Source organism: Streptomyces sp. Je 1-4 4N24, assembly GCF_026239515.1.
Lineage (GTDB): Bacteria > Actinomycetota > Actinomycetes > Streptomycetales > Streptomycetaceae > Streptomyces > Streptomyces nigrescens.
The window spans coordinates 8,803,578-8,827,747 of record NZ_CP110836.1 but is presented as its reverse complement, the minus strand read 5'-3'; the positions used below and the strand labels follow the sequence as shown (position 1 = coordinate 8,827,747).

Here is a 24,170-nt window from a genome sequence, read left to right as displayed (position 1 = left end):
TCCCATGCCTGTCACCACTCCCGCGGTGCCACCCGCCACGTCGAGCGGCACCGCGTCCCTCCCCCCGGGCGACACGCCCGGCAGGGCGAGCGCCCCCGTGCGGAGCGCGGTCCGGCGCCGCCGGCGGATCGCCGCGGTGTTCCTGTTCCCCGCGCTGTTGCTGCTGGGCGCCCTCGTCGCGTACCCCATCGTGTTCTCGGTCATCCGCAGTCTGTACGACGCCTCGGGCGACACCTTCGTCGGCGCCGACAACTACACCGCGATGTTCCAGGACCCCGCCACGCTCCGGGCCATCCGCAACAGTGCGATCTGGGTCGTCTTCGCCCCCGCGCTGCTGACCGGACTCGGCCTGGTCCTCGCCGTCCTGACGGAGAGGATCCGCTGGAAGACGGCGTTCAAGCTGCTGATGTTCATGCCCATGGCGATCTCCTTCCTCGCCGCCGGCATCATCTTCCGTCTCGCCTACGAGCAGGATCCGCAGCGCGGTGTGCTCAACGCGGTCACCGTCGGCATCCACGACAGCGTCCAGGGGAAGTCCACCTCCTTCCCGACCGCCAAGGCGCGCCTCGGCGACAAGCAGCTGACCAAGGGCCAGGACGGTTCCTACCGCACGGCGCAGCGCACCGGCCCCGGGAACACCGTCAACCTCGGTCTGGTCGGTGTCCCGCCCAAGGACATGCCGTCGCAGGCGCGGCCCGCCGCACCGGCCGCCAAGTCCCCCGCCGCCGACGGTGAACTGCGCGGTGTGGTCTACCTCGACTTCACCCCGGGCGGTGGCGGCAAGCCCGGCACGGTGGACCGCGGCGAACGCGGGCTGCCCAGGCTCTCGGTCGAGGCGGTCGACTCCCACGGCAAGGTGGTCGCCACGGCCACCACCGCATCCGACGGCTCCTACCGCCTGGCCGACCTGGCCCCGGGTTCCTACGCCGTCCAGCTCCCCGCCAAGGACTTCGCCCCGCCGTACGAGGGCATCTCCTGGCTCGGTCCGGCTCTCATCACCCCCGCCATCATCGGCGCCTACATGTGGATCTGGACCGGCTTCGCACTCGTCCTCATCGGCGCCGGGCTCTCCTCGATGCCGCGGGACGTCCTGGAAGCCGCCCGGATGGACGGCGCCAATGAGTGGCAGGTCTTCCGCAGGATCACCGTTCCCCTGCTCGGCCCGGTCCTGGGTGTGGTGTTCGTGACGATGGTGATCAATGTGATGAAGGTCTTCGACCTCGTCTACATCATCGCCCCCGGACCCGTGCAGCAGGACGCCAATGTCCTGGCCCTGCAGATGTGGCTGGTCTCCTTCGGCGGCGGCAACAACCAGGGACTCGGCAGCGCCCTGGGTGTCCTGCTGCTCCTCCTGGTGGTGCCGGCCATGGCCCTCAACATCCGACGTTTCCGCAGGAGCCAGTCATGACCACCGTCAACGGAACTCCCGCGTCCCGCCGGCGGGCCGGTGCACGGCCGGCGAAGTGGCTCAGCCGCGGCGTGATCCAGGTGTTCCTGCTCGTCGTCGGTCTGGTCTGGCTCACCCCTGCCGCCGGGCTCTTCCTCTCCTCGCTGCGTACGGAGGAGGCGAACGCGGGCAGCGGATGGTGGACCGCGCTCACCACGCCCGGCCAGCTCTCGCTCGACAACTACACGGCGCTGCTGAAGGATTCCGGCATCGTCCAGGCCTTCTGGAACACGGTGCTGATCTCGGTGCCCACCACCCTGGCCGTCGTGGTGATCGCCGCACTGGCCGGATACGCCTTCGCCTGGATGGACTTCCCCGGCCGGGACTGGGTCTTCCTGGTCGTGGTCGCCATGCTGGTGGTGCCGGTCCAGATCGGTCTGCTGCCGGTGGCCAAGTTGTTCGGTGCGCTCGGGCTGTTCGGCTCGATTCCCGGCGTGGTGCTCTTCCACACCGCCTACGGGCTGCCGTTCGCCATCTTCCTGCTGCGCAATTACTTCGCGGAGATCCCCAAGGAGATGCTGGAGGCCGCCCGGATGGACGGCGGCGGGGAGTGGCGGATCTTCTCCCAGCTGGTGCTGCCGCTGGGCCGCCCCGCCATCGCCAGCCTGGCCATCTTCCAGTTCCTGTGGGTCTGGAACGACATGCTGGTCGCCCTTCTCTTCGCCGACAACCAGTCGCAGCCACTGACGGTGGCCCTGCAGTCGCAGATGAGGCAGTTCGGCAGCAACATCGGGGTACTGGCGCCCGGGGCATTTCTGTCCTTGATCGTGCCGCTGATCGTGTTCTTCGCGTTCCAACGGCACTTCGTTCAGGGCATCATGGCCGGTTCGGTCAAATAGCCGGCCCGGTGGTCCGGGGGGGGGGACCGGGCCTCCCCGGGGAGGGGAGGGCAGCGCGCGGCACACGTCAGCATCGTGCCGCGCGCTGCTCCGTTCCTCGACGGAGGGGGCACGACGAGCCGGTGGCTCCGTCCCGGCCGTGCCCGTCCCGAGGGCGCCGCGTTATCCGGTCGTCCTCCGGGCGTGCGCGGGCTAGGTTGGCGCGATGTCCGAACTGCGTACCGAGCGCCTGCTGCTCCGCGAATGGCGGGAGTCCGATCTCGGCTCCTGGGCCGCGATGAATGCCGATCCCGAGGTCCGGGCGCACTTCCCGGAGGTGCTCACGCCTGAGCAGAGCGCGGCATCCGTCGCCAGCTTCCAGGCCGATCTCGCTCACCGCGGCTGGGGATGGTGGGCGCTCGAAGTGCGCTCCACCGGGGAGTTCATCGGGTTCACCGGTCTGGACCCGGTCGATGAGCACATGCCGTTCACCGGAGTGGAGGCCGGCTGGCGGCTGGCCCGTCCGGCCTGGGGGCACGGCTATGCCACCGAGGCCGGCGAGGCCGCCCTGTCCTTCGGCTTCACCACTCTCGGCCTGCCGGAGATCCTCGCGGTGACGACGGCCACCAACCTCCGCTCACAGGCGGTGATGCGCCGCCTCGGCATGACCCGCAACCCCGCCGACGACTTCGACGATCCCGACGTGCCCGAGGGCCCGCTGCGCCGGAGTGTGCTGTACCGGATCTCCGCCGGAGCGTGGCGGGCCGTCGAGCGAGGGTGAAGCCGGCCGGTCCGCGCCGTCAGGGAAGCGGCGGGGCGCCGGAGCCGGTCCGGGCCGGCGGGAAGGGGCCCGCTCCCCCGGCCGCGGTGAGGCCGCATGGGCGCGGAGCCGGGGCGCCGCACAGGACGATGCGGCGCCCGGCACGGTGCGGTCACCGGCTCGCAGGGGCGGCGTCCGGCCTCGGCTCCATCTCCAGTCCGGCCGGCAGTGGCCCGGTGTGGATCACGCCCAGCCGTTGTGTCGCCCGGGTGAGCGCGACGTACAGATCGCTCGCACCGAGCTCCGCCGGTTCCACCACGATCACGGAGTCGAATTCCAGGCCCTTGGCCTGCCGCGGGCCGAGCAGCACCACCGCACTGGTCAGATCCGGGGCGGGTCCGGCGGAGACGGCCGGGAGGACGGCGGCCAGGGCCTCGTGATGGGCGGACGGGGCGATCACCGCGAGCCGGCCGTCCAGGTGGCTCTCCTCTGCGACCGCCTCGGCGACCACATGCGCGAGGTCGTCCGTACGGTGCGCCCAGGGGCGTACACCGGTCGAGCGGATCGAACGCGGTGGTGTGAAGGACGGATCCACGGACCGGGGTACCTGCGCCGCGACCTCCATGATCTCGGTCGGCGTACGGTAGTTGACGCCGAGCCTGACGAGGTCCCAGCGGTCGTCCACGTACGGCGCGAGGATCGCCTCCCATGAACCGCAGCTGCCGGGCTCGGCGGTCTGCGCCGGGTCGCCGACCAACGTCATCGAACGGGTGGGACAACGGCGCATCAGCAACCGCCACATCATGGCGGACAGCTCTTGTGCCTCGTCCACGATGATGTGGCCGAACGCCCAGGTCCGGTCGGCCGCGGCGCGTTCGGCGGCGCTGCGGTGGTCGGCCTCTTCATGCCGGTCGGCGAGCAGTTCCGCGTCCACCAGGTCGTGCGCGGCCAGCACCTCCGAGTCCTCGTCGTCGCGTTCCTCGAACTCCTGGGTGCGGGAGCCGTAGGAGAGATCGAGCACGCCCTGGGCGTAGTCGATCCGTTCCTGGCGCTCCGCCTCGGCGGCGGCGCGGGCCGCCGAGGTGTCCTCGCCGAGGAGTTCGGCCGCCTCGTCCAGCAGCGGAACGTCCGCAGGGGTCCAGTCGCCGTCCGCCCGACGGATCGCGTCCGCCTCGGCGTCCGGGAGGTGGACGGGATCGGCAAGGAAGTCGGCGATCAGCTGTTCAGGGGTGAGCTCGGGCCACAACTCCTCGATGGTGTGGTGCACTTCGGCGCTGGTGGCGATCTCCTTGCCCAGCTGGGCGATGTCGTCCGGGCCGAGGAAATTCGGCCCGCCGAAGGGGTCCGCGCCGATCCGGTCGACCAGTTGCGCGGTGAGCGCGTCGATGACGCGGAAGGCGAAGTGGGGTCGGGCGAGGTTGTGCGGCAGCCTGGTCTCCCGTGCCCGGCTCCGCGCCTCCCGCGCCATGTCCGCGTCCAGCCGCAGTTCGCCGTCCTCGTGGTCGATCACGATCACGGGGTCGGGCAGGGCCTGCCGGTCCCGGACGAAGGCCGCGAGCGCGTCGGCCATCGCCGCACCGCCCTTGACCTCGGCGGCTTCGGGGGTGTCGGTCCCCGTCGCGGTCACGCCCGGGAAGAGTTCGCCGGGCGAGGCGAGCAGCACACCCGTCTCGCCGAGCGAGGGAAGCACCTCCGCGATATAGCTGAGGAACGCCGGGTTCGGCCCGACGATCAGTACGGCACGGCGGGCCAGCTGTTCCCGGTGCGCATAGAGCAGAAAGGCGGCGCGGTGCAGTGCGACGACGGTCTTTCCGGTGCCGGGACCGCCCTCCACGACGAGGATGCCGTGGTGCGGGGCGCGGATGATGCCGTCCTGCTCGGCCTGGATGGTCTGCACGATGTCGTGCATCCGTCCGGTGCGCGCCGCGTCCAGTGCGGCCAGCAATACGGCGTCCGCGTCGGTGCCCTCGTGTCCGGTCCGCACGGCGTCGGCGAGGTCCATGATCTCGTCGTGCAGGGCGGTGACGCGTCTGCCCTCGGTCGTGATGTGCCGCCTGCGGCGCAATCCCATCGGGGTGTGCCCGGTGGCGAGGTAGAACGGGCGGGCGACCTCGGCCCGCCAGTCGATGACGAGCGGCGTGCGGTCCGCGTCGTCGCGCCGGATGCCGATCCGGCCGATGTGGTGATCGCGGCCGTCGCGGAATGCCAGCCGGCCGAAACACAGACCGTTTTCCCCGGCGTTGAAGGCGGCCAGCAGGCCGGACTGTTCGGCCACCAGCACATTGCGCTCCAGCCGCATCTGGGCGTGGTTGCCTTCGGGCGGCAGGGCGGCGGCGTGCACCGCCGTCTCGGCCAGGTCCCGCAGCTCGGTGAGCCGGTCATAGAGCAGATCGATGAATTCCTGCTCGTGTTGCCATTCCTTGTTTGACAATTCAGCTCCGCTCGGATAAAGTTCGGTATATAGGTGAGCTTGTGTCTTTGAATTTCTCAAGACACAGAAGCCCTCAATATACCCAGAGAAATACCCCGGCCGTCAACTCGGTCCGGGGTATTTCTTTTTCTCCGGCAGGAACTCCACACGAGAGCCGCCCGGTGTCAGCTCATGCTGTTCAGCGGAGCGACACCGGGCGGCCCTGGATCGTGCGCCGGATCACCAGGTGTGCGCGACGTCCACGATCAGCTCGTGACCGGACTGCTGCACCCGGAACGGCAGCTTGGCGCGTACACCCAGACCGACCTGGGTCTGCCCCTCGAAGCTCGCCCCGAACTTGGTGTCCTTGAACGTGCGGTATCCGGCGAGGTTCACCCTCGGCAGCGGCTTGCCGGCCGTCGCGGCGTAGGTCTGCTTGCCGGTCGCCGGGTCGTGGCTGGGCGCGGACACAAAGACCTGCAGGATGGCGCCGCCCTTGACCGGTATCTTCTCGCCCGAGCCGTCCTGGTGGAACGCGTCGACATACCCGACGTGGTAGCCGGCCTTGCCCTTCGCCCCGCTGATGTCGAACACCATGCGGTCGTAACAGGCGTTCCGGCCGGTCTTGATGTTCTTCAGCGGCCCACCGTACGCGTCCGTGGCCGACTTGGTGCCACTGCCCCAGACGGTCGAACAGGTCGTGGCCGGGGCGGCTTTACCCACCGGGCCGGTCGCGGCGCCGGCCACCCCGGCCGTGCCCGCCACCCCGACGCCCGCCAGCACGAACGCCGCGGCCGCTGTCCCCAACCGTCGCATGACTTACCTCCAGAGAAACCTGTGTACAGATGCATGCGGTAGGACGGGCGCGGAGGCGACGGAGTTGTGCGCCGGTCGGCTTTTGGCCGACGAAGGGGCCAAGTTGTCGTGAATACGGAGTGACGGCCACCGGGCACCCTCCGGCCGGCACGCGTTGCTGCCACGGATGTGCCGTCGGCGGCGAGGCGCCGTCGGACGCGGAAGGGCCGTCAGCCGTCGAGGTGCCGTCAGACCTCGGCCACGTCGACGGTCACGCCCTTGCGGCGCAGCGCGGTCAGTTCCTCGGCCGGTGTACCGCGGTCGGTGACGACCCGGTCGTAGTGGCCGATGTCGCCGTAGGCGTGGGTGGCGGTCTTGCCGAACTTGCTGTGGTCCACCAGCAGAAGTGACCGCTGCGCGCACTCCAGCATGGCCTCCTTGATCTCGGCGTACTCGCGGATCGGGTGGAAGAGGCGGCCGCCGAGCACGGACACCGCCGACATCACCGCGAGGTCGGCGCGGATCCGGCCGAGACCGCGCAGTACGTCGGGACCGACACAGGAACCGAACTCGGCGCGGTAGCGACCGCCCAGGAGTGTGACGTCGGTGTCCGGCGTCTCGTCGAACAGCCGGGCCACACCGAGGGAGTTGGTGACCACGGTGACCGCTTCGGTCCGGGCGATCCGGTCCGCGAGCGGGAAGACCGTGGTCGAGTCGTCCAGCACAACGGTGCTGCCGGGCCGGATCTCGTCGGCGACCGCGGCGCACAGTGCCTCCTTCACCGGGTGGTTCACGCCGATGCGGAAGCGGGTGGCGGTCTCCATGGTGAGGGTCGGGAAGGGTGCGGCCCGGCCGCGTTCCTTGCGCAGCAGCCGGCGTTCGGCGAGCTGGTCCAGGTCGCGGTGCATGGTCGCGAGGCTGACCCCGAAGTGTCTGGCCAGATCGTCGATGCGGACTTCTCCGTGCTCGACGACATGGGTCAGTACGTCCTGCCGTCGCCGGTCGACCTCGGCCAGCGACGACCGCGTGGAAGCCATCGGGCCGCCCCTTTCCGTTCGGACAGCGGCAGCGCCTACCGCTGCGGGTAGATGACGGCCTTCACGGCGGTCGCGTCGTGGGTGGCGACGGTCAGTGCGCTCTCGGCCTCGGCAAGACCGTAACCGTGCGAGACCAGGGAGTCGAGCCGGACCGCACCCGACGCCACCAGCGCCGTCGCGGTGGGCCAGGTGTGGGCGTAGCGGAAGGTGCCGGTCAGTTCCAGTTCGTAGTTCTGCACCCGGCTCAGCGGGAGCGGGATCTCGTCGCCGCCCATGCCGACGAGGACCACCCGGCCTGCCCGGCCCACCGTACGGATTGCCTCGCCGCTCACCGCGGGGACGCCGGAGCACTCCAGGAGGACGGTGGGGGTGTAGCCGGCTTCGCTCAGCGGGGTGGCCGACACGTCCAGGGCGGTGGCGCCGGTGGCGCGGGCAAGCGCAAGGCGGTGCGGGAGGACGTCGGTGACCATGACCTCGCGTGCGCCGAAGGCCCGTGCCGTCTGGGCGGCGACCAGGCCGATGGGCCCCGCGCCGGTGATCAGGACGCGGTCGCCGGGGGCGACGTGGGCCTTGCGGCAGGCCCAGACGGCCACGGACAGCGGCTCCAGCAGTGCGGCCTCCTCGAGGGTGAGGGAGTCGGGGACCTCGTGGGCGAAGTCCTGGTGCACGGCCAGGTATTCGCAGAAGGCACCGTCCACCGGCGGGGTGGCGAGGAACCGCATGTCCGGGCACAGGTTGTAGCGGCCCGGACGGCATTCGCCGCAGCTTCCGCAGGGGGTGCCGGGCTCGATGGAGACGCGCCGGCCCATCCGGCGGGTGTCGGCGCCCGGGCCGCAGGCGACGACCGTGCCCGCCGCCTCGTGCCCGAGGACGAGCGGCTCCCGTACGACGAAGTCGCCGATGCGTCCGTGCCGGTAGTAGTGCACATCCGAGCCGCAGGTCCCGACCGCCTCGACGCGGACCAGGACCTCCCCCGGGCCGGGATCGGGGACGGGACGTTCCTCAAGGCTCAGCTTCCCGGGTCCGTACAGGACGGCGGCGCGCATGGTGGCGGGAATCCCGGATGTGGCGGTCATAACGGGCTCACGGCTCCCTCAGGGGGTGGGGATGTGGAAAGGGCGTCGCGCGCTCCGGTTCCGGACCGGCGGGCCACCGCGTCGCCCCTTGGCTTCAGCACGGTACCGCCTCTTTTTTTATCAGAGCAGTCTTGACTTCGCACAAAATGCGAGAAGACTTACGCCGGCTCACCGTCTCCGCGACCGGTGCGCCACTCCCCGTGCCCACCCCCTCGTCAAGATCCGCCCCCTTGGAGGGCCCATGAGCAGCTCCGCTCGCCGTCGACCGCCACGGAACCCGGCCGCCGGCCCCCGTCGCTCCCTCTCCGCCCGTCTGGGCATTCCCCCCGCCCTGACCTGGGGCTTCGTCGGGGTCCTGCTGTTCATGACGGGCGACGGGGTGGAGACCGGCTTCTTCTCGAAGTACCTGGCCGACCAAGGCCTGGCCAAGGCCGATGCGGCGGTGGTCATCGCCGTCTACGGCATCACCGTCGCCGTCGGCGCCTGGCTCTCGGGAGCCCTGTCCGACCTGTGGGGACCACGGCGGGTGATGACCGCGGGCTTGGCCATCTGGCTCGTCTTCCAGGTGGTCCTGCTGACGGTGGCGCTGCCGTCCATGAACTATCCGCTGCTGCTGCTCGTTTACGGATTGCGCGGATTCGGCTACCCCCTGTTCGCCTACGGGTTCCTGGTGTGGGTGACCGCGGCGACCCCACCGCAGCGGCTGGGAACGGCGGTCGGCTGGTACTGGTTCGCCTTCACCGGCGGCCTGCCGACCCTCGGCTCACTGGTGGCCAGCGCCACGATCCCGATGGTGGGCTCCTACCAGACCTTGTGGCTCGCGCTCGGCCTGGTGGCGCTCGGCGGTCTGCTCGCCCTGCTGCTCGTGCGCGAGCCCACCGGCCGGTCCGGGCTCGCGCCGCTCGGCGGGAATCCGCTGACGACGCTGGCGGGCAGCGTCTCGATCATGCGGCGCCGCCCGCGCGTGGCCATCGGCGCCGCGGTGCGCGTCGTCAGCACCGGTTCCCAGTTCGGCTTCCTGGTCTGTCTGCCGTTCTTCTTCACCGAGACGGTCGGCTTCAGCACCTCGGCCTGGCTGCGGCTGCTCAGCGTGATGTTTGCGGCGAACATCTTCGCCAACCTGTTCTTCGGCGCCGTCGGCGACCGGCTCGGATGGCAGCGCACCATGACCTGGTTCGGCGCCGTGGCCTGCGCGGTGACCTGTCTGGCGCTGTACTACGTCCCGGTCGTGGCCGGTCCGCACTTCGCCGCCTCCGCGGTCGCCGCCGCCCTTTACGGCATCGCCCTGGCCGGCTACGTACCGATCTCGGCACTGATCCCCGCGCTGGCGCCCCGCCACAAGGGACAGGCCATGTCCGCACTCAATCTGGGAGCCGGGGCAAGCACCTTCGCCGGACCGGCCATCGTCGCCGTCGCCCTGGGACCGGTCGGGGTACAGGGCATCGCCTGGATCTTCGCACTGCTGCATCTCGCCACCGCGGTCGCGATCCGCTTCCTCGAACCCGACCCCGAGTTCACCGCGCCTGTCACCGCACCGGCCGTCGACGACAGGGGAGTTCCCGTCGGCCGTCACTGAACGCCGTAGGGGCTTCTTGCCTCGCTCGCCGACCGGCCGGGCGGCCGGCCGGGCCTACAGGGGCCGGCCGGCCGCGGTCCTGCCTTCGGCGATCGGCGAGCAGCGAGCAGCGAGCGATAGCGGCCCGATCAGCCCGCGCTGCCGTGCGGGCACAGCTGCTGGACCGGCGGCATGGCGTGCCGGCCTGCCGGGCGCAGCGGTGAGAAGTAGTGGGTGAGCGCCCAGACGCCGATACGGGTGCCGGCGCGGCATCCGACGACGTCCGCCGTCCGGAAGTGGATTCCGCCCCAGACGCGGGCGTTGATCATGTCCTGGTTGAACTGGCGGGCCTCTTCATAGTGGCGTGTGGTGCCGGTGATCTCGGAGGGAACGTTGAGGTCGATATGAGTGGTGCCGAGGATCCCGGTCAGGGTCCGGATCACGGCGCCGGCGACCGTGGTGTGACCGCTGAGGTAGTCGGGGTGCGGTGGTGTGACGAGCAGTGGCTGCCACTGCGGGTCGGCGTCGGTCGCGGGGTTGCCATCGGTGTCGGCCAGCTGGATGGCGGTGATCGGCCGCCAGAATCCGTAGTGGAGTTTGGCGTCCCATGCGGTGATTACGGCGTCGGTTGCCGATGCGTTCCCCGCGGCGAACATCCGTGCCGTATCGGCGATGTCCAGGTGGTGCCGGGCGGTGTGATCCCGGAAGGCCGACTGGAACTGCACCGCCAGATTGCCCCCGAAGAACAGGGCGGTCTCGGTCTGCTGCGCCGTGCGGGCCGAACCGGTCTTCGCCCCCATCGTCTTCACCTCGTTCACGTCCTGGGCGTAGCGGGCCGAGGACAGCGCGGGCGGCCCGCCGGGGCGGAACTGGGCCGGGGAGGTGAGCAGCAGGGGACGGAGGGTGGCGAGCCAGGGGTCGATGAAGGGCAGATGGGCCGGCGGGGTGGGCCGCCAGACACCGGGCGCGGGCGCGGCGGTGAACTCCACCGGTGCGAACCGGCCGTCGTCTTCGCGCAGCTCGATGAGGTGGTCGGCGGCACGCTCCCCGAAGGCCACGCCCTGCCGCTTCGCTCTCCCTTCGGGGATCTTCGCGAGCGAATCGGCGTACGCGGCATCGAGCGGCGTCTGGGAGGCGGGGAAGTAGGTGAGCAGCACGCGGTGTGCGGCGGTGACGGCCGCCGCCTCGGGCGAGGCGGTGGAGGGTCCGCGCGCCCGCCACTTGTAGGGGGCGTAGGTGCGCTGGATGCCGACCACGGCGTTGTAGACGGCGGCCGAGACGAATCCGTGCCAGATGACCACCTGTCCGGAGGGGCGGGTGGGGCCGAGGTTGGCGCTGATGGTGTCGGTGGCGATGACGTTCCAGTCGCGGATCGCCGCGGGGTCCGCTGCGGGCGGCGGGTGGCTTTCGGCGGCGGCCGTGGGGCCCGCCACCGCAGTAAGGGCGAGGAGCAGCAGTGCGGTGACGGCGCCGATGGCGGCGCGTCTGCGTGAACGAGAAGTATCCATAACCGACTTAACAGTCAATCGGGTGAAGGGACACGCCTCTGCGCCGCCAGGAGTGCGTACGCCGGAGCGTGTACTTGGCTCTCGTGGCCTCCTCCCCCACTACCGCGTGTGGGCGTCGGCCGGACCGGCGCGGTACGCCCGGGTCCGGCCGCCGGCGTCACCCGGACCGGCGCTGTGCGGCGGCGCGTTCGCGGGCGGCCGCTGCGCGTACCGGGTCGCCGAGTTGCTCCTCCAGCCGGGCCTTGGCCGACCAGTTGTACGGGCAGATCGGGCGCAGTTGGATACGTTCGCTGAGCAGGGTCCGGGCCAGCTCGGCGCGGTCGGCACGGAGGGCTGCCTCGACGAGGGTCCGCTGGACGGCGTCCCGTTGGGCGTGGCTGCCGCCGAATTCGTGCAGCCGGTGGCGGACGGGCAGCAGCAGATCGGTGGCCCGGCCGTAGTCGTGCTGTCCGTAGGCGATCAGGGCGCGGCAGACGGGCAGTCCGATCTCGGCCGTCATGGCGCGGTTCGACCCGCGGGGCTCCGCCGCCACCCAGCGTTCCCGGTCCTGGACGAGGCGCTGCGCCTGGGCGACACGCCCTGACCCCACATAGGCCATGACCGCGTGCGCGTCGTTGAAGGCGTAGTGCGGGCCGTCGTCGCGGTTCTCCCAGGCGTCGGCGAGCCGCGCCCACCGTGCGCTCTGTTCGTCCTGTGCCAGATACAGCCGCCACAACAGGGCTGCGGCGTCGAGCAGTTGCATCGCCATACCCGGCGAACCGTCGTGGTGGAGCGCGGAGTCATAGATCTCCAGCACCCGGGCGGTGTCGCCGGCCTCCAGTGTGTAGAGGGCGTAGTGCCACCAGTTGTGGACCGTGAGCAGGCTGCCCTGTGACCAGTGGTCGGTACGGGCGTCGAGAAAGCGGATCCCGTCCGTGAAGCGCCCCCGCATCTCGTAGGTGTGCACCACACTGTGGATCCCCCACACATCGCCCGGATGCCGCGCCAGGGCCGCCAGGCCGACCTCCTCGGCACGTTCGTAATGGCCCGACTCCTCCAGGCCGAACGCGTACATGCCGAGCAGCGGACCGTGGTGGGGGTCGTCCTCGTCCCAGGCGTCCAGGGCGCCTCCGACGCGGTCGCGGAGGCGTGCGGCGTCCCCGGTGAGGAAGTCGTGCTGGTGCCCCGCGAAGAGGGCCAGCGCATCGCGCGGGTAGGCGATGGTGAGGTCGCCGAGGATCCGGCCGGCGCCGTGCACATCACCGTCCAGCCATGCCGTGGCGGCCGCGAGATGCATACGCTCCCGAGGTGTCAGCCCTGCCGTGTCCAGTCCGGAGCGGAAGCGGGCAAAGCTGTCGCGTGCCGCGGCTGCGTCCTTCTCCTCGGTCCCGAGTACGCCCAGATAGGCGGCCAGCGTCTGGCCCATCACCGAGCGCGGCGCGGCGGCCAGTACCGCCTGTGCGGCCTCCGCGACCCGGGGCCGGAAGAACAGCAGGTCGTCCAGGGCTTGTTCGTATGGGCCGAGGGCCTCGGCGCCGGTGTCACTCATCAGATGTCCGTGGCGGTCCGCTGTCATGGTGGCTCCTGCGGGCTGAGTGCGGTGAGGGAGTGGGGAGGTGACGGGCAGGAACACCCGGTCACTTCCGGGCGAGCCTGTCCGCCGACCACGACGGTGCGGCGGCAACGGCCGTCCCGCAGCGCGGAAACGGGGCGCGGAGCCGGTGCCCGTGGCCCCACCTCGATGCCAGGCCGACGCTGCCGCCGGATCTCCATCCATACCCGCTTCACGACGGGAGCCACGGCGGAAACGTCCGGTTCATCTGGGAAGACGTTCCGGGAAACACGTGCTGCCTAATGTCCCCGCCATGGACACAGCACCGGATGCGCCGTCCGCGGCCTCACTGCGCCCGTCGGCGCGAATGCGAGGTATGACACCGCATTCCCCTTGCACCCCAGGAGGTCCGGCATGAGTGCCGAACCACGCGTGATGGCCCCCGACGGCAGCCGGCGGCCCCGGCACACCGAGGCGCCCGCCGAGGCCCCGGGCGAGGCGACCACCGACAGAGCGGTCAACGAGACCCTGGAGGACTACACCCTCCGGTTCGCCCCGCGCAGTTACCGCCGGTGGACACCGATGGTCGTGGCGACCACGGCGCTCGGCGGTATCGCGTACATGGCCGACTTCTCGATCGGTGCGGGCATCGGGCTCACCCATGGCACCGGGAACGCGCTGGCCGCGATCCTCGTCGCCGCAGTGGTCATCTTCGTCACCGGCTTTCCGCTCGCGTACTACGGGGCGCGCTACAACATCGACCTGGACCTGATCACCAGGGGCTCCGGCTTCGGCTACTACGGCTCGGTGCTGACGAGCGTCATCTTCGCCAGCTTCACCTTCATCTTCTTCGCCCTCGAAGGCTCGATCATGGCCCAGGGCCTGAAGCTGGGCTTCGGACTGCCCCTGTGGCTGGGCTATGTGATCTCGACGCTCATGGTGATCCCGCTGGTCATCTACGGGATGAAGGCACTCAGCAAGCTCCAGGTCTGGACGACCCCGATCTGGCTGCTGCTGATGGTGGGGCCGCTGGTCTACCTGGTCGCCACCGACCCCGGTACGGTGCACGCCTTCCTCTCGTATACGGGCGCGCACGGCGGCGGTGGCGTCAATCCGGCCTCGGTGCTGCTGGGGGCGGGCGTGTGTCTGTCGCTGATCGCGCAGATCGGTGAGCAGGTCGACTATCTGCGCTTCATGCCGCCCAAGACCGAGCGGAACAAGCGCGCCTGGTGGACGGCCGTCGTGATGGCCGGCCCCGGGTGGGTGGTGCTCGGCGCGCTCAAGCAGGCCATCGGGGTCTTCCTGGCCGTCTACATCCTCGCCGAGGTGGGGCCGTCCTCGGCCACCGAACCCATTCAGCAGTTCACCGGCGCCTTCGCTGCCATGATGCCGTCCTGGCTGGTCGTCCCGCTGGCCGTGGTGCTGGTCGTGATCAGCCAGATCAAGATCAACGTCACCAACGCCTACTCCGGTTCGCTGGCCTGGACGAACTCGTTCACCCGGGTCACCAAGCGCTACCCCGGCCGGATGGTGTTCGTCCTCGCCAATCTGGCCTTCGCGCTGATCCTGATGGAAGCGGACATGTTCAGCTTCCTCAACAACATCCTCGGGTTCTATTCCAACTGCGCCATCGCCTGGATCGTCACCGTCGCCACCGACATCATGGTCAACAAGTACCTGCTGAAACTCTCCCCGCACGCCCCCGAGTTCCGGCGCGGCATGCTCTACGCGGTCAACCCGGTGGGAGTGGTGGCCTTCCTCGCCGCATCGGGACTGTCCATCGCCCTGTACTTCCACGCCCTGGGTGACACGCTCCAGCCGTACTCCCCCGTCGCGGCGGCGGTGATCGCCTTCGTCGTCACCCCGCTGATGGCGGTCCTGACCAAGGGCAGGTTCTACTTGCGGCGCACCTCCGACGGGATCGACGCTCCGCTCCTGGACCCGGACGGCAATCCCAGCTCGGCCACGTTCCCGTGCCATGTGTGCCGACAGGACTTCGAGCGCCCGGATCTCGCCGCCTGCCACAGCCATGGCGCGATGGTCTGCTCCCTGTGCCTGAGCACCGACCGGACCGGCGTCCATCTGCTGCCCGCGGAGCGGAACTGACGCAGCGGCGGTCCGGCCGCGCGCCGCCAGGGCGTCAACACGGGCGGCCATATCACCTAAAAGTCTGCTCTTCGCGCCCGGTGTCTCTGGAGCGGGAGCCGGTGGGGAACGACAGCTTCGTACGGGCGGCTCACAGCCGTGGCGCACCGCGGTCAACGGGACCGCAACGCCATGAGCCGCAGTTCCTCCACCAGTTAGGAGACTGACCGATGGCTCACCGGATCAAGAGTGCTCTGGTAACTGCGGGCGCCTGCGCCCTCGTTCTCGGCGGGGCGGGTGTCGCCGGTGCCGACAGCGGCGCCGGGGGTGCGGCTCTCGACTCACCTGGCGTGGTGTCCGGCAACAACATCCAGATCCCCATCCAGATTCCGGTCCATCTCTGCGGCAACACCGTCAGCGTCATCGGACTGTTCAACCCCGCCGTCGGCGACCCCTGCTGACCGGCTGACGCCCGGTCTGTGCCCGGTCGTTCAGAGCGCGCAGCCGCCCCGGCCGGTGCCGGCCGACGTGGCCCTCGGAGAGACATCCGGGGGCCACTTCATCTGGGCGGAAACGAGAGGAAGGTAGCCGGTCATGCGCCTGGGACGGTGTGCTGCAGCCGCAGCTGCCGCAGGAGCGTCGCGTTGTCGGGCGTACGCCGGACCTTCTCCAGCAGGGACTGCATGTTCGCCTGGCCGTCCCCGGTCTGGAGGGCGCGGCGCAGTCGACGCGTGGCCGTCAACTCGGCCGGTGGGAGCATCAGTTCCTCCCGGCGTGTGCCGGAGGCGGCGGCATTGACCGCCGGATAGACGCGCTTGTCCGCGAGTACCCGGTCGAGACGGAGTTCCATGTTTCCGGTGCTCTTCAATTCCTCGAAGAAGTAGTCGTCGGCACGGGAGCCGGTCTCCACCAGGGCGGTGGCGAGAAGGGTGAGCGAACCGCCCTCCTCGGCGAGCCGTGCCGCGCCGAAGAGCCGTTTGGGGCCCTGCAGCGCGGCGGCGTCGACGCCTCCGCTCAGCGTGCGGCCGCCGGACGCGGCGGCGTTGTTGTGGGCCCGGCACAGCCGGGTGAGGGAATCAAGGAGGATGACGACGTCCTGCCCGTGCTCGACGAGTCGTTTGGCGCGCTCCACGGCCAGTTCGGCGAGGGCGATGTGTTCCCTGGCCGGACGGTCGAAGGTGGAGGCGAGCACCTCGCCGCGCACCGAACGACGCATCTCGGTGACTTCTTCCGGCCGTTCGTCGATCAGCACGACCATCAGCCGGCATTCGGGGTGGTTCTCGGCGACGGCGGCCGCGAGTTGCTGCAGCAGCACGGTCTTCCCCGTCTTCGGCGGTGCCACGATGAGCCCTCGCTGTCCCTTGCCGACCGGAGCCAGCAGGTCGACGATGCGCGGGGCCGGTCCGCCTGTGGCGCTTTCCAGGCGTAGGCGGTGCCGAGGGTGCAGCGGTGTGAGGTCCCGGAAGTGCGGCCGGCCGCGCACGGCGCCCGGCCGGTGCCCGTTGACCGTTTCGATCCGGGCGAGCGACCGCGGGCGTTCGCAGACCCCTACGACGAAATCGCCGGTGCGCAGGCCGGCCGCACGGATCAGGGCGGCGGGCACCCGGACGTCGCGGGACGAGGCACGGCAGCCCTCCACGCGGAGAAATCCGGATTCCTGCCGTCCGTTCACCGTGTCCAGGACCCCGGCAGCCGTGACGACAGGTGATGTCGAGGACGCGCCGGCGGGCGGTGCGACGGTGCGGGAAGCGGCGGTGGTGGGGGTGCTGAGGTGGGTGCTACTGGTCACTGGGGTCCTCTCGGGACGTTGGTACAGGGCCGATGGGAGGGAACCGGCAGGGAAGGGCGGTGAGATCACGCCCCGCGGGCGAAAGGGCCCGCGGCCGGAGAGAGAAGCTGCGGCATCGCTGGAGTGCGGGTGCCGAAGAGCCGTGCTGGATCGCCGGCCGGGAAACGGCGGGCGCAACAGCGAGGGAAAGCAATCCGCTGCGGAGAGAAGCGGAGAAAGAGGCACCGGCGCCGGAAATCGGCGAGCACGCGTGTGTCTCTCCGGCACGGTACCACCACCCGGCGGGGCCGATGCGGTGAAGCGCGCACCGGATCTATGCTGAGGGCGATGTTCGCACCCCAGGGACCCACCTTCCGTGAACTCGCCGTCCAGGCGCTGTCCTCCGTCGAGCGGGGCTACGACCTGCTCGCCCCGAAGTTCGACCACACTCCCTTCCGGACCCCGGACCGGGTGCTGACACCGGTTTCACGGGCGCTGCACGGGCTCGGGCCGTTCGACAGCGGTCTCGATCTGTGCTGCGGAACCGGCGCGGGCATGGATGTCCTGCGGCAGGTCTGCCGGGAGCGGGTCACCGGTGTCGACATCAGCGCGGGGATGCTCTCCGTGGGCCGGACCCGTGAACGGATGAGCGCGGCCGCACCGCGCGTCGAGTGGGTGCGCGCGGACGCACGGGCCCTCCCCTTCGGGCCGGCCTTCGACCTCGCGGTGAGCTTCGGCGCGTTCGGGCACTTCCTGCCCCGGGAGCGGCCGGGGCTGTTCGCGCAGGTCCACTCCGTGCTGCGCCCCGGAGGCCGGTTCGTTTTCCCGATCGGGGCCCCTGCCCGGCCGGGGTCGGCCGGCTACTGGACGCTGCTGGCCTTCGACGCGGTGATGCGGGTGCGTAACGCGCTGTGGCGCCCGGACTTCGTCATGTACTACCGCACGTTCCGGCTCACCGAGGTGCGCGCAGAGCTGGTCCAGGCCGGTTTCGAGGTGCAGCTGCAGGCTCTGCCGGAGCTCGGCCGCCGCCCCGACGGCAGCCCCCGGTGCCGGCTGGTGGTGGCCACCCGGGCCCGGTGAGCGAGGGCGCCGTACGGGCGGGCCGCCCGCCCTAGTGCAGGAGCGTGGGCGGCCCGTACACACCGGGGCAGCCAGTCTCCTCCCGGCCCAGGTATGACCGCCCTCTTCACCAGCGCACAGCGGTGAAATCGATGGGCTGCGGCTGAAGGGTGCGGGTGCGGGCCGTCAGGTGCGCGAGGCGGCGGGTCATCTCCTCGGCCGGGAGACGCTTGCGGTCACCGTGGCCGGGCAGCACCCACTCGAAGCGCAGCCCAGGAGCCGTCCGGGCCAGGGAAGCGGCCAGTTCCGTGATCGAGTACCAGGTGACACTGGCGGCCACCTCCAGATCGGCGGTGGTGCGCGACCAGTAGAAACTGTCGCCACTGAAGCAGTACGTACCGTCGGCGAGGTAGAGCACGCTGCCACGTGTATGGCCGGGCAGCGGATACGCGGTCACCCCCGCACCGATCTCGACCGGATCGGTGCCCCGGATGAGATGGTCCGCATCCGGAGCGGCGTCGAGGTCGCCCTCGTGGATCCACAGCCGGGCCCCGAACCGGTCCGCGTAGCGGCGGCCGTGTGCGGCATGGTCCCGGTGGGTGAGCAGGACGTCGGTGACGGGGCCCAACGCCTCGTAGCGGTCGGCCAGTTCGGCGCTCCATCGGGGCGTGTCGATCATCATCGTGCTTCCCGTGGGCCGGCGCAGCAGATAGGCGTTCGCCCCCGCCGTGTGGCGGGAGTTGTGGCCGCAGAGATGAACCGTGTCGTCCAGGGCGAGGGGGAAGGGGTCCAGGTCGGGGGTGAGGTGGTGCGCGGGGTGGCGGATGGACCGGGTGTGGCAGGCGAAGGCGGCCGCGTACAACTGCCGTTGCTCCGCCTCGGATTGCGGTTGCCGGAACACTTCCGCCCGCCCGTCGTGCTCGCGGATCACGTCGGGGGCCAGCTGCCGGGCCACGTCACAGTTGGTGCAGCGCGTATCGACGTACCAGCCCTCACCGCCGCTCTCCTCCGGTACCGCCTCGGGTGACAGGTCGTCGCTCATGACAGGTCCGTCCTTCCTGGTCCGCGTGGGTGTCCGGTCGGTGCGCGCTGCCAACAGAAGTACCCCGTCGTGCACCAAAACCGGAAGAGGGGGCAGACCTTGCGCTTTGCTGCTGGAACGCCTCTTCCGGTGGGGAAACGGGCGTGTGGGGTGGGGTGATTTATAGCCATTTGGCCTACCCGTTGACGGCTAACCGGCGCGACGGCCGGGGCCTCCCCCTCCACATGCCGGGGAGGCTCGGCGATTCAAGCGGCCGTCCGGCAGGCGGCGCTCAGCCGGCGGAGGGTCGCGCGCATACCGGCGCGATTGAGTGCGGCGCGCCGGGCGGCCGGGGTGCCGGTGAAGACCAGTCCCAGCAGCTCGGCGAGCCGGCGGCGCCACCCGTGACGACGGAGGTCGATCCAGTACTCGGTGACCAAGGTGCCCCGCTCCGTCGGGGTCAGCCGATAGCCCCAGCGCGCCACGGGGAGACCGAAGGTGGCGTTGTCGAAGGCGAATTCGCGCCCGGGGTCAGCGGTGACGATCCGGCAGGTGGCGAACCAGACCCAGCAGGCCCTCCGGTTGATGCCCACGAAACGGTCGCCGCGGGACCACACCCAGATGACTTCCGGGCTCCACTCCTTCATCCGCCGGACGTCGGCGAGGGCCGCGTAGACGGTCTGCGGCGGGGCCGGTATCTCCAGGGATTCCTCCACGCTCCACACCCGGCCGGTCATCGCGCACTCCCCTGGGGCATGGCCTCGTGCGGCCGGGCCGTGATGACCGCGGCGGCATCGAGCACCTGCCGAGCGACGTCCGTTGCACCGTTGAGGCTGGTGAGGTGTCCGCACTTCGGCCGGATGATGAGGCGCCCGTCGCGGCAGGCATGGAGGAAGCGGCGTTCATGACAGCGGAAGTGGTCGCGTTCGCCGTTCACCAGCCAGACCGGGCCCGGGTACGCGGAGAGTGACGCCAGTGGATCCATCCCTTGCACGGCCTCCACGATGCTCGGCGTGATCCCGGAGCTCAGACCGCCCGCGACCATGGCATCCGCCTGGGGGCGGGGCAGTGCGCGGCGGAAGGCGAAGGCGCTGAGCCGGTTGGCCTCATCGGGGTACCGGGCCGCCAGCCGCGCCGCTCCCCGGTAGGCGGCGCCGAACAGCCCGCGCGGCAACGCCGTACAGCCCATGGCCACCAGGCCGAGGACGCGGTCCGGGTGGGCACCGGCGGTGGCGAGGGCGACATAGCCGCCCAGGGACAGCCCGACGAGCAGGGCACGGCCGCCGAGTTCGTCCACGGCGTCGGTGACCGCCGCCACGGCGTCCGGTATGCCGAAGGGTTCCCCTCGCCGGTCGCCGTGGCCCGGCAGGTCGGGCGCCGCCATGGGGTGTCGCTCTCCGATGACTTGGATCACGGGTCGCCACATCGTGCCGCTCACGCGCATGCCGTGCACGAAGACGATGGGCAGCCCGGCTTCTTTGGACTCCATGCCCGGCACGCTACCTCAAATGCAACGCAACGTTGCGTTGTTCTTGATGCTAATCTCCCCTCATGAGCGAGGAACGGCACGGAACACGGCGCGGCGGCGGCCCACGGAAGGCGCAGGAGATCTTCGACGCCACGCTGGATCTGCTGGCGGAGAAGGGCTATGAGGGGCTGACCATCGAGGGGGTCGCGCAGCGGTCCGGCGTCAACAAGACCACGATCTACCGCTGGTGGCCGTCCAAGGGAGCCCTCCTGGGTGCCGCACTCATCGGCGCACGCCAACTCGATTTCACACCTCCCGACACCGGCAGCCTCACGGGAGACCTGGAGGCGCTGCTGCACACGGTGGTGGCCCTCCTCACCACGCGACCGGCCTCCGATATCGCCGTCTCCGTGCTGGGTGCCGCCACCCAAAGTCCCGAACTCGCCCTTCACATACGGGATTTCTTCGCTGACCGGATCGCGCTGGAGCAGCCGGTCTTCGAGCGTGCCCTCGCCCGTGGTGAACTCGCGGCGGACACCGACACCATGCTGCTGGTGGACCTGCTGGCCGGGGCCGCCTGGGTGCGCGTCGTCCTCCGACAGCTGCCCCTCGGCAAGGACTTCGTCTCGCGCGCCGTCGGCACCGTCCTCAACGGGGCCCTCGCCCGGACCTGATGCTGCCTCCGTTTCAACCCCTTTAAAGAGGCCGTTTCACCATCAACTACAACTTTACTAATTCTTGGTGTAGTTGAATCAGATTTCACACCAGTCTCAAACCTAACAGCGACGAAGGTCACACTCGGACTCGTCGCTTCCACAAAGCTGGGTGAGAGGTAACAAGCACGATGGCAAGAAGCGGAATGATCCGGCACGGAAGCCGGCTGATGGCGCTGACCACGGCGTCACTGGGTCTGGTCGCGGCGATGGCCGTGCCGGCCGCCGCGGCGGACGAACCCACCCGGGACCAGCTCATAGCGGACTGCGCTTCCGGCGAAGGGAAGTGCACCTTCAACGAGCCGAAGCTCGGCAAGGCGTACCTCGGAGACTTCCGCCAGGTCTCCAACTCCCTGTACAACTGCAGCACGTCGGACGCCACCCAGTCGATGGGCTGGTCCGACACCGTGGGCTCCACGGACTCGGCAGGGGTCTCCGTCACGGCCGGCGGAAACATCGCCGGCATCATCGACCTGAGTGTCACCGCGACCTACAGCCACACCTGGTCGAGCTCGCACACCGAGAACAGCTCGCTGAACATGACGGTGAAGCCCGGCGAGGTGGGCTGGATCTCCCGCGCGCAGGTGATGCAGACGGTCTCCGGCACCTGGCAGACGCACTACGACAGCCCGAAGTGGGACCACTACTACTGGTTCGTACCGGACACCGTCACCGGGCCCGCGCCCAACGGGACGGACGGACAGAGCAATGCGGTGACCGTCAAGACCCGGAAGATGACCACCGCGGAGAAGAAGTCCTGCTCGGCCGAGTCGAAGAAGGACCAGGCGTTCGTGGTCAAGCGCTGACCACGGCGGAGTCGCGCAGCTGAACGGGGGCGCGGTCTCGTGCGTTCGGGCACGGAGCCGCGGGATCACAGCCGCCGACCGCAGTGCCTCTCGGCCCGCACGGGACCGGGAGGCACACTCGGATCGGGAGGCACACTCGGATCCGGAGGCGCACTCGGATCGGGAGGCGCACTCGACCGCGCTGCCGGCGCCATGTCCGAGGGCTGTTCGCGGCATCCGCGCATAAGCTCCGCCCGTGCACTCTCCACGTTCCCTCGCCGTCGGCGGCGCCCTTGTCCTGGTCATGGCGCTCGGCACGGCATGCTCCGCCGGCCGTCCCCCGCACACCGCCGGCCCGGGGTCATCGGCGCCCTCCCCCGCTGTTCCCACCGCGGTGCGGCCGCCGACCGCGAACGCCGTCTTCGACTATCAGCTCGGCGGCGCCTATCCGCCGCCCGGCAAGGTCCGGGCCGTCTCCCGCGACCGCACGGCGAAACCGGCTCCCGGCCGCTACAACATCTGTTACGTGAATGCCTTCCAGGCACAGCCCGACGACGCCGGCTCCTGGGAGGACGACCACCCCGAACTGCTCCTGCGGGACGAGCACGGAGACCTGGTCATCGACGAGGACTGGGACGAGCCGCTGCTCGACATCTCCACCGGCGCCAAGCGTGCGGCCCTCATGGAGATCGTCGGCCCGTGGATCGACGGCTGCGCCAAGGCCGGCTATGACGCCGTCGAACCCGACAACCTCGACTCCTACGAGCGGTCCGACGGCAAGCTCACCGCCCGGCACGCCGCGGACTTCGCCCGGCTCCTGGCCCGCCGCGCGCACCAGCGGCATCTGGCCATCGCCCAGAAGAACACCGCCGATCTGCTGCCGCAACGCGGCCGCATCGGCTTCGACTTCGCCGTCGTCGAAGAATGCGCCCGCTACAAGGAGTGCACCGACTTCGCGACGGCCTACGCCAACAGGGTCTTCATCATCGAATATGCGCAGCAGGACTTCACGGCCGCCTGCCGGGCCTGGGGCAGGAAGCTCTCCCTCACCCTGAGCGACCGCGATGTCCGCCCCGCCGGCACCAAGGGCTCGCTGCGCCGGTACTGCTGACAGCTGCCCCGACTCCGCGGGGCGGAGTGGCCGGAGCGGTCAGGCATTCCGGGTGGGGCGCATCGCCCGTGCCGGAGCGGTGCCCAGATATCCGTAGGCCGAGAAGGCGCTCGCCACGAACGCCTCTTCCGGGCGTGCCAGCTCGGTGGTGGCGACCTCCTTGCACGCGGTCCGGGGCTCGGCGGTGCTCTGGCCGAAGCGGCAGGCGACGGCGGTGAGTTTGATGGTGACGAAGTCGGCGATCTGGGCGCCGTATTGGATGGGGCGGCCGTGGATGGTGATGTCGCCGACGGTGAAGGGCTTGCTCGTGGGGACCTCGTAGACGGCCCGGACCCGGTGGTCCGCTTCACCGCGCTCGTAGGTCCAGTAGCTCTGGGGGTCGGAGCCGTCGGGGGTGGCCCAGCCCTCGGTGGAGAGGCCGTCGAAGTAGAGGCCCACGGGGTCGGCGAGGGTGATGGAGGCCTTCTGGCGGGCCAGCGCGTTCACCGAGCCACCGATGTGGGGGTCACTGTTGCGCTCGGGCTGGCCGTAGTCGCTGCACAGGCAGAGCTCCTGCTCGGCGGTGAGCTCGCGGCCGTCGATGACCCGGCGGATGGTGGCCGCGGCGGCCAGTTCGATCTCCGCGGCGAGGGTGTTGTTCTTCTGGATGAGGTGCATGGCGCCGTGCGTGGTGGTGCTGTTCCACTTGTTGTAGCGGTCGTACTCACCGTTGACGAACAGATCGCTCTCCTGCACCTCCGGGCTGATGTACCGGCGGTAGAGGCTGAGGGCGGTGTCCGGGCTGGTCTTCGCGAGGACGTCCCAGTACTCGGGCCCCTCGCAGGTGAACGTCACCCTGGTGACCTTGCCGTCCGTGCGGGTGACGCTCCACTCGCAGTACTCGTCCTGGGCCTTCCGGCTGGCCTCGGCCTTCTTCCAGCGCTGGAGGTCGGAGGTCGAGTTCACCTTGAGGATGCGGGGGAACGCCGTCCAGCTGACGGTCGCGGTCCGGGCATCGGCGGCCGTCTCGGTCTTGGTGAGGTTGTAGAACTGCGGCCGGGGGCTGTCATGGAGCACCTGGCTGCTGTCGGGGCCCTTGATGGCGTAGTCGACATTGTCGGAGACGAAGACGTCCCATGCTTTACGGCCGAAGTCGCTGAGGTCGGTCAGTCCTCCGGGCGCCGAATAGGTGCCGTTCCTGGTCATGGCGGTGCTCCTCAGATCCGTGCGGTGACCGTGGTGTC

At 70.1% G+C, this 24,170-nt stretch carries 21 protein-coding genes; 10 read left to right on the top strand and 11 right to left on the bottom strand.

All coding sequences use genetic code 11. The annotated features are described in order from the left end of the window. The first annotated feature begins 4 nt into the window (after nt 1-4). From SLV14N_RS38295 to SLV14N_RS38285, 3 genes are all read left to right on the top strand, one after another. Entirely contained in the window at nt 5-1,408 is a 1,404-nt protein-coding gene (locus SLV14N_RS38295) for an ABC transporter permease subunit (protein WP_263272948.1), read from the top strand. Further along, nucleotides 1,405-2,286 (top strand): carbohydrate ABC transporter permease, encoded by an 882-nt coding sequence (locus SLV14N_RS38290; RefSeq protein WP_263272947.1) that lies wholly within the window; start codon nt 1,405-1,407, stop codon nt 2,284-2,286. The genes SLV14N_RS38295 and SLV14N_RS38290 overlap by 4 nt, the downstream gene beginning before the upstream one ends. Before the next feature lie 205 nt (nt 2,287-2,491). Continuing rightward, nucleotides 2,492-3,046 carry a GNAT family N-acetyltransferase gene (locus SLV14N_RS38285; RefSeq protein ID WP_208687444.1) on the top strand — a complete coding sequence of 185 codons (555 nt, stop codon included), beginning with the start codon at nt 2,492-2,494 and terminating at the stop codon, nt 3,044-3,046. Between the two features lie 151 nt (nt 3,047-3,197). On the opposite strand, the gene SLV14N_RS38280 is transcribed toward SLV14N_RS38285, so the two are convergent. From SLV14N_RS38280 to SLV14N_RS38265, 4 genes are all read right to left on the bottom strand, one after another. Then, on the bottom strand, nt 3,198-5,456 hold the full coding sequence (locus SLV14N_RS38280) for an AAA family ATPase (protein WP_263272945.1): 2,259 nt from the start codon (nt 5,454-5,456) through the stop codon (nt 3,198-3,200). A gap of 219 nt (nt 5,457-5,675) precedes the next feature. Beyond that, a complete protein-coding gene (locus SLV14N_RS38275; protein WP_263272944.1) occupies nt 5,676-6,251 on the bottom strand; it encodes a hypothetical protein in 576 nt (191 codons plus the stop codon). A gap of 227 nt (nt 6,252-6,478) precedes the next feature. Then, entirely contained in the window at nt 6,479-7,267 is a 789-nt protein-coding gene (locus SLV14N_RS38270) for a DeoR/GlpR family DNA-binding transcription regulator (RefSeq protein ID WP_208687441.1), read from the bottom strand. Between the two features lie 35 nt (nt 7,268-7,302). Beyond that, a complete protein-coding gene (locus SLV14N_RS38265) occupies nt 7,303-8,343 on the bottom strand; it encodes an NAD(P)-dependent alcohol dehydrogenase (protein WP_208687440.1) in 1,041 nt (346 codons plus the stop codon). Between the two features lie 241 nt (nt 8,344-8,584). Between SLV14N_RS38265 and SLV14N_RS38260 the strand changes: the two genes are divergently transcribed. After that, nucleotides 8,585-9,919, top strand: a complete 1,335-nt coding sequence (locus tag SLV14N_RS38260) for an MFS transporter (RefSeq protein WP_208687439.1) — start codon at nt 8,585-8,587, stop codon at nt 9,917-9,919. A 128-nt stretch (nt 9,920-10,047) separates the two neighbouring features. On the opposite strand, the gene SLV14N_RS38255 is transcribed toward SLV14N_RS38260, so the two are convergent. Both SLV14N_RS38255 and SLV14N_RS38250 read right to left on the bottom strand, forming a co-directional pair. Next, a complete protein-coding gene (locus tag SLV14N_RS38255) occupies nt 10,048-11,406 on the bottom strand; it encodes a vanadium-dependent haloperoxidase (protein WP_208687438.1) in 1,359 nt (452 codons plus the stop codon). 157 nt (nt 11,407-11,563) lie between these two features. Further along, nucleotides 11,564-12,961, bottom strand: coding sequence for a tetratricopeptide repeat protein (locus SLV14N_RS38250; protein WP_208687437.1), 1,398 nt, complete (start codon nt 12,959-12,961; stop codon nt 11,564-11,566). A 390-nt stretch (nt 12,962-13,351) separates the two neighbouring features. Between SLV14N_RS38250 and SLV14N_RS38245 the strand changes: the two genes are divergently transcribed. Both SLV14N_RS38245 and SLV14N_RS38240 read left to right on the top strand, forming a co-directional pair. Continuing rightward, nucleotides 13,352-15,043 (top strand): cytosine permease, encoded by a 1,692-nt coding sequence (locus SLV14N_RS38245; RefSeq protein ID WP_208687436.1) that lies wholly within the window; start codon nt 13,352-13,354, stop codon nt 15,041-15,043. Between the two features lie 209 nt (nt 15,044-15,252). Continuing rightward, nucleotides 15,253-15,483, top strand: coding sequence for a chaplin (locus SLV14N_RS38240; RefSeq protein ID WP_208687435.1), 231 nt, complete (start codon nt 15,253-15,255; stop codon nt 15,481-15,483). A gap of 131 nt (nt 15,484-15,614) precedes the next feature. Here SLV14N_RS38240 and rho read toward each other — a convergent pair whose 3' ends face one another. Beyond that, complete coding sequence (rho, locus tag SLV14N_RS38235; RefSeq protein ID WP_263272941.1) at nt 15,615-16,811, bottom strand: transcription termination factor Rho; 1,197 nt, start codon at nt 16,809-16,811, stop codon at nt 15,615-15,617. Nucleotides 16,812-17,138: 327 nt separating this feature from the next. On the opposite strand from rho, the gene SLV14N_RS38230 reads away from it, so the two are divergent. Continuing rightward, nucleotides 17,139-17,870 (top strand): class I SAM-dependent methyltransferase, encoded by a 732-nt coding sequence (locus SLV14N_RS38230; protein ID WP_263272940.1) that lies wholly within the window; start codon nt 17,139-17,141, stop codon nt 17,868-17,870. Nucleotides 17,871-17,976: 106 nt separating this feature from the next. Here the strand turns inward: SLV14N_RS38230 and SLV14N_RS38225 are convergent, their stop codons facing one another. The 3 genes from SLV14N_RS38225 to SLV14N_RS38215 form a co-directional block, all read right to left on the bottom strand. Continuing rightward, entirely contained in the window at nt 17,977-18,891 is a 915-nt protein-coding gene (locus SLV14N_RS38225; protein ID WP_208687433.1) for an MBL fold metallo-hydrolase, read from the bottom strand. A 245-nt stretch (nt 18,892-19,136) separates the two neighbouring features. Continuing rightward, the gene (locus SLV14N_RS38220; protein WP_263272939.1) at nt 19,137-19,607 is read right to left on the bottom strand and encodes an SRPBCC family protein; all 471 of its coding nucleotides are present in this window, start codon (nt 19,605-19,607) and stop codon (nt 19,137-19,139) included. Beyond that, nucleotides 19,604-20,359 (bottom strand): alpha/beta fold hydrolase, encoded by a 756-nt coding sequence (locus SLV14N_RS38215; RefSeq protein WP_263272937.1) that lies wholly within the window; start codon nt 20,357-20,359, stop codon nt 19,604-19,606. Before SLV14N_RS38215 ends, SLV14N_RS38220 begins: the two co-directional genes overlap by 4 nt. Nucleotides 20,360-20,421: 62 nt before the next feature. Here SLV14N_RS38215 and SLV14N_RS38210 point away from each other — a divergent pair, with 62 nt between their 5' ends. The 3 genes from SLV14N_RS38210 (at nt 20,422) to SLV14N_RS38200 (ending at nt 22,947) form a co-directional block, all read left to right on the top strand. Next, nucleotides 20,422-21,012: a TetR/AcrR family transcriptional regulator gene (locus SLV14N_RS38210; RefSeq protein WP_263272936.1), complete on the top strand. Its 591-nt coding sequence runs from the start codon at nt 20,422-20,424 to the stop codon at nt 21,010-21,012. Nucleotides 21,013-21,197: 185 nt separating this feature from the next. Further along, entirely contained in the window at nt 21,198-21,857 is a 660-nt protein-coding gene (locus tag SLV14N_RS38205) for a hypothetical protein (RefSeq protein ID WP_259670684.1), read from the top strand. Between the two features lie 235 nt (nt 21,858-22,092). Continuing rightward, nucleotides 22,093-22,947, top strand: a complete 855-nt coding sequence (locus tag SLV14N_RS38200) for an endo alpha-1,4 polygalactosaminidase (RefSeq protein WP_263272935.1) — start codon at nt 22,093-22,095, stop codon at nt 22,945-22,947. Nucleotides 22,948-22,986: 39 nt separating this feature from the next. Here SLV14N_RS38200 and SLV14N_RS38195 read toward each other — a convergent pair whose 3' ends face one another. Beyond that, nucleotides 22,987-24,132, bottom strand: coding sequence for a hypothetical protein (locus SLV14N_RS38195; RefSeq protein WP_208687428.1), 1,146 nt, complete (start codon nt 24,130-24,132; stop codon nt 22,987-22,989). Between the last annotated feature and the right edge of the window lie 38 nt (nt 24,133-24,170).

Coding starts and splice junctions, on each gene's coding strand:
- SLV14N_RS38295 (WP_263272948.1), top strand. CDS start 5: ATGCCTGTCACCACTCCCGCGGTGCCACCCGCCACGTCGAGCGGCACC.
- SLV14N_RS38290 (WP_263272947.1), top strand. CDS start 1,405: ATGACCACCGTCAACGGAACTCCCGCGTCCCGCCGGCGGGCCGGTGCA.
- SLV14N_RS38285 (WP_208687444.1), top strand. CDS start 2,492: ATGTCCGAACTGCGTACCGAGCGCCTGCTGCTCCGCGAATGGCGGGAG.
- SLV14N_RS38275 (WP_263272944.1), bottom strand. CDS start 6,251: ATGCGACGGTTGGGGACAGCGGCCGCGGCGTTCGTGCTGGCGGGCGTC.
- SLV14N_RS38270 (WP_208687441.1), bottom strand. CDS start 7,267: ATGGCTTCCACGCGGTCGTCGCTGGCCGAGGTCGACCGGCGACGGCAG.
- SLV14N_RS38265 (WP_208687440.1), bottom strand. CDS start 8,343: ATGACCGCCACATCCGGGATTCCCGCCACCATGCGCGCCGCCGTCCTG.
- SLV14N_RS38260 (WP_208687439.1), top strand. CDS start 8,585: ATGAGCAGCTCCGCTCGCCGTCGACCGCCACGGAACCCGGCCGCCGGC.
- SLV14N_RS38255 (WP_208687438.1), bottom strand. CDS start 11,406: ATGGATACTTCTCGTTCACGCAGACGCGCCGCCATCGGCGCCGTCACC.
- SLV14N_RS38250 (WP_208687437.1), bottom strand. CDS start 12,961: ATGACAGCGGACCGCCACGGACATCTGATGAGTGACACCGGCGCCGAG.
- SLV14N_RS38245 (WP_208687436.1), top strand. CDS start 13,352: ATGAGTGCCGAACCACGCGTGATGGCCCCCGACGGCAGCCGGCGGCCC.
- SLV14N_RS38240 (WP_208687435.1), top strand. CDS start 15,253: ATGGCTCACCGGATCAAGAGTGCTCTGGTAACTGCGGGCGCCTGCGCC.
- SLV14N_RS38230 (WP_263272940.1), top strand. CDS start 17,139: ATGTTCGCACCCCAGGGACCCACCTTCCGTGAACTCGCCGTCCAGGCG.
- SLV14N_RS38225 (WP_208687433.1), bottom strand. CDS start 18,891: ATGAGCGACGACCTGTCACCCGAGGCGGTACCGGAGGAGAGCGGCGGT.
- SLV14N_RS38220 (WP_263272939.1), bottom strand. CDS start 19,607: ATGACCGGCCGGGTGTGGAGCGTGGAGGAATCCCTGGAGATACCGGCC.
- SLV14N_RS38215 (WP_263272937.1), bottom strand. CDS start 20,359: ATGGAGTCCAAAGAAGCCGGGCTGCCCATCGTCTTCGTGCACGGCATG.
- SLV14N_RS38210 (WP_263272936.1), top strand. CDS start 20,422: ATGAGCGAGGAACGGCACGGAACACGGCGCGGCGGCGGCCCACGGAAG.
- SLV14N_RS38205 (WP_259670684.1), top strand. CDS start 21,198: ATGATCCGGCACGGAAGCCGGCTGATGGCGCTGACCACGGCGTCACTG.
- SLV14N_RS38195 (WP_208687428.1), bottom strand. CDS start 24,132: ATGACCAGGAACGGCACCTATTCGGCGCCCGGAGGACTGACCGACCTC.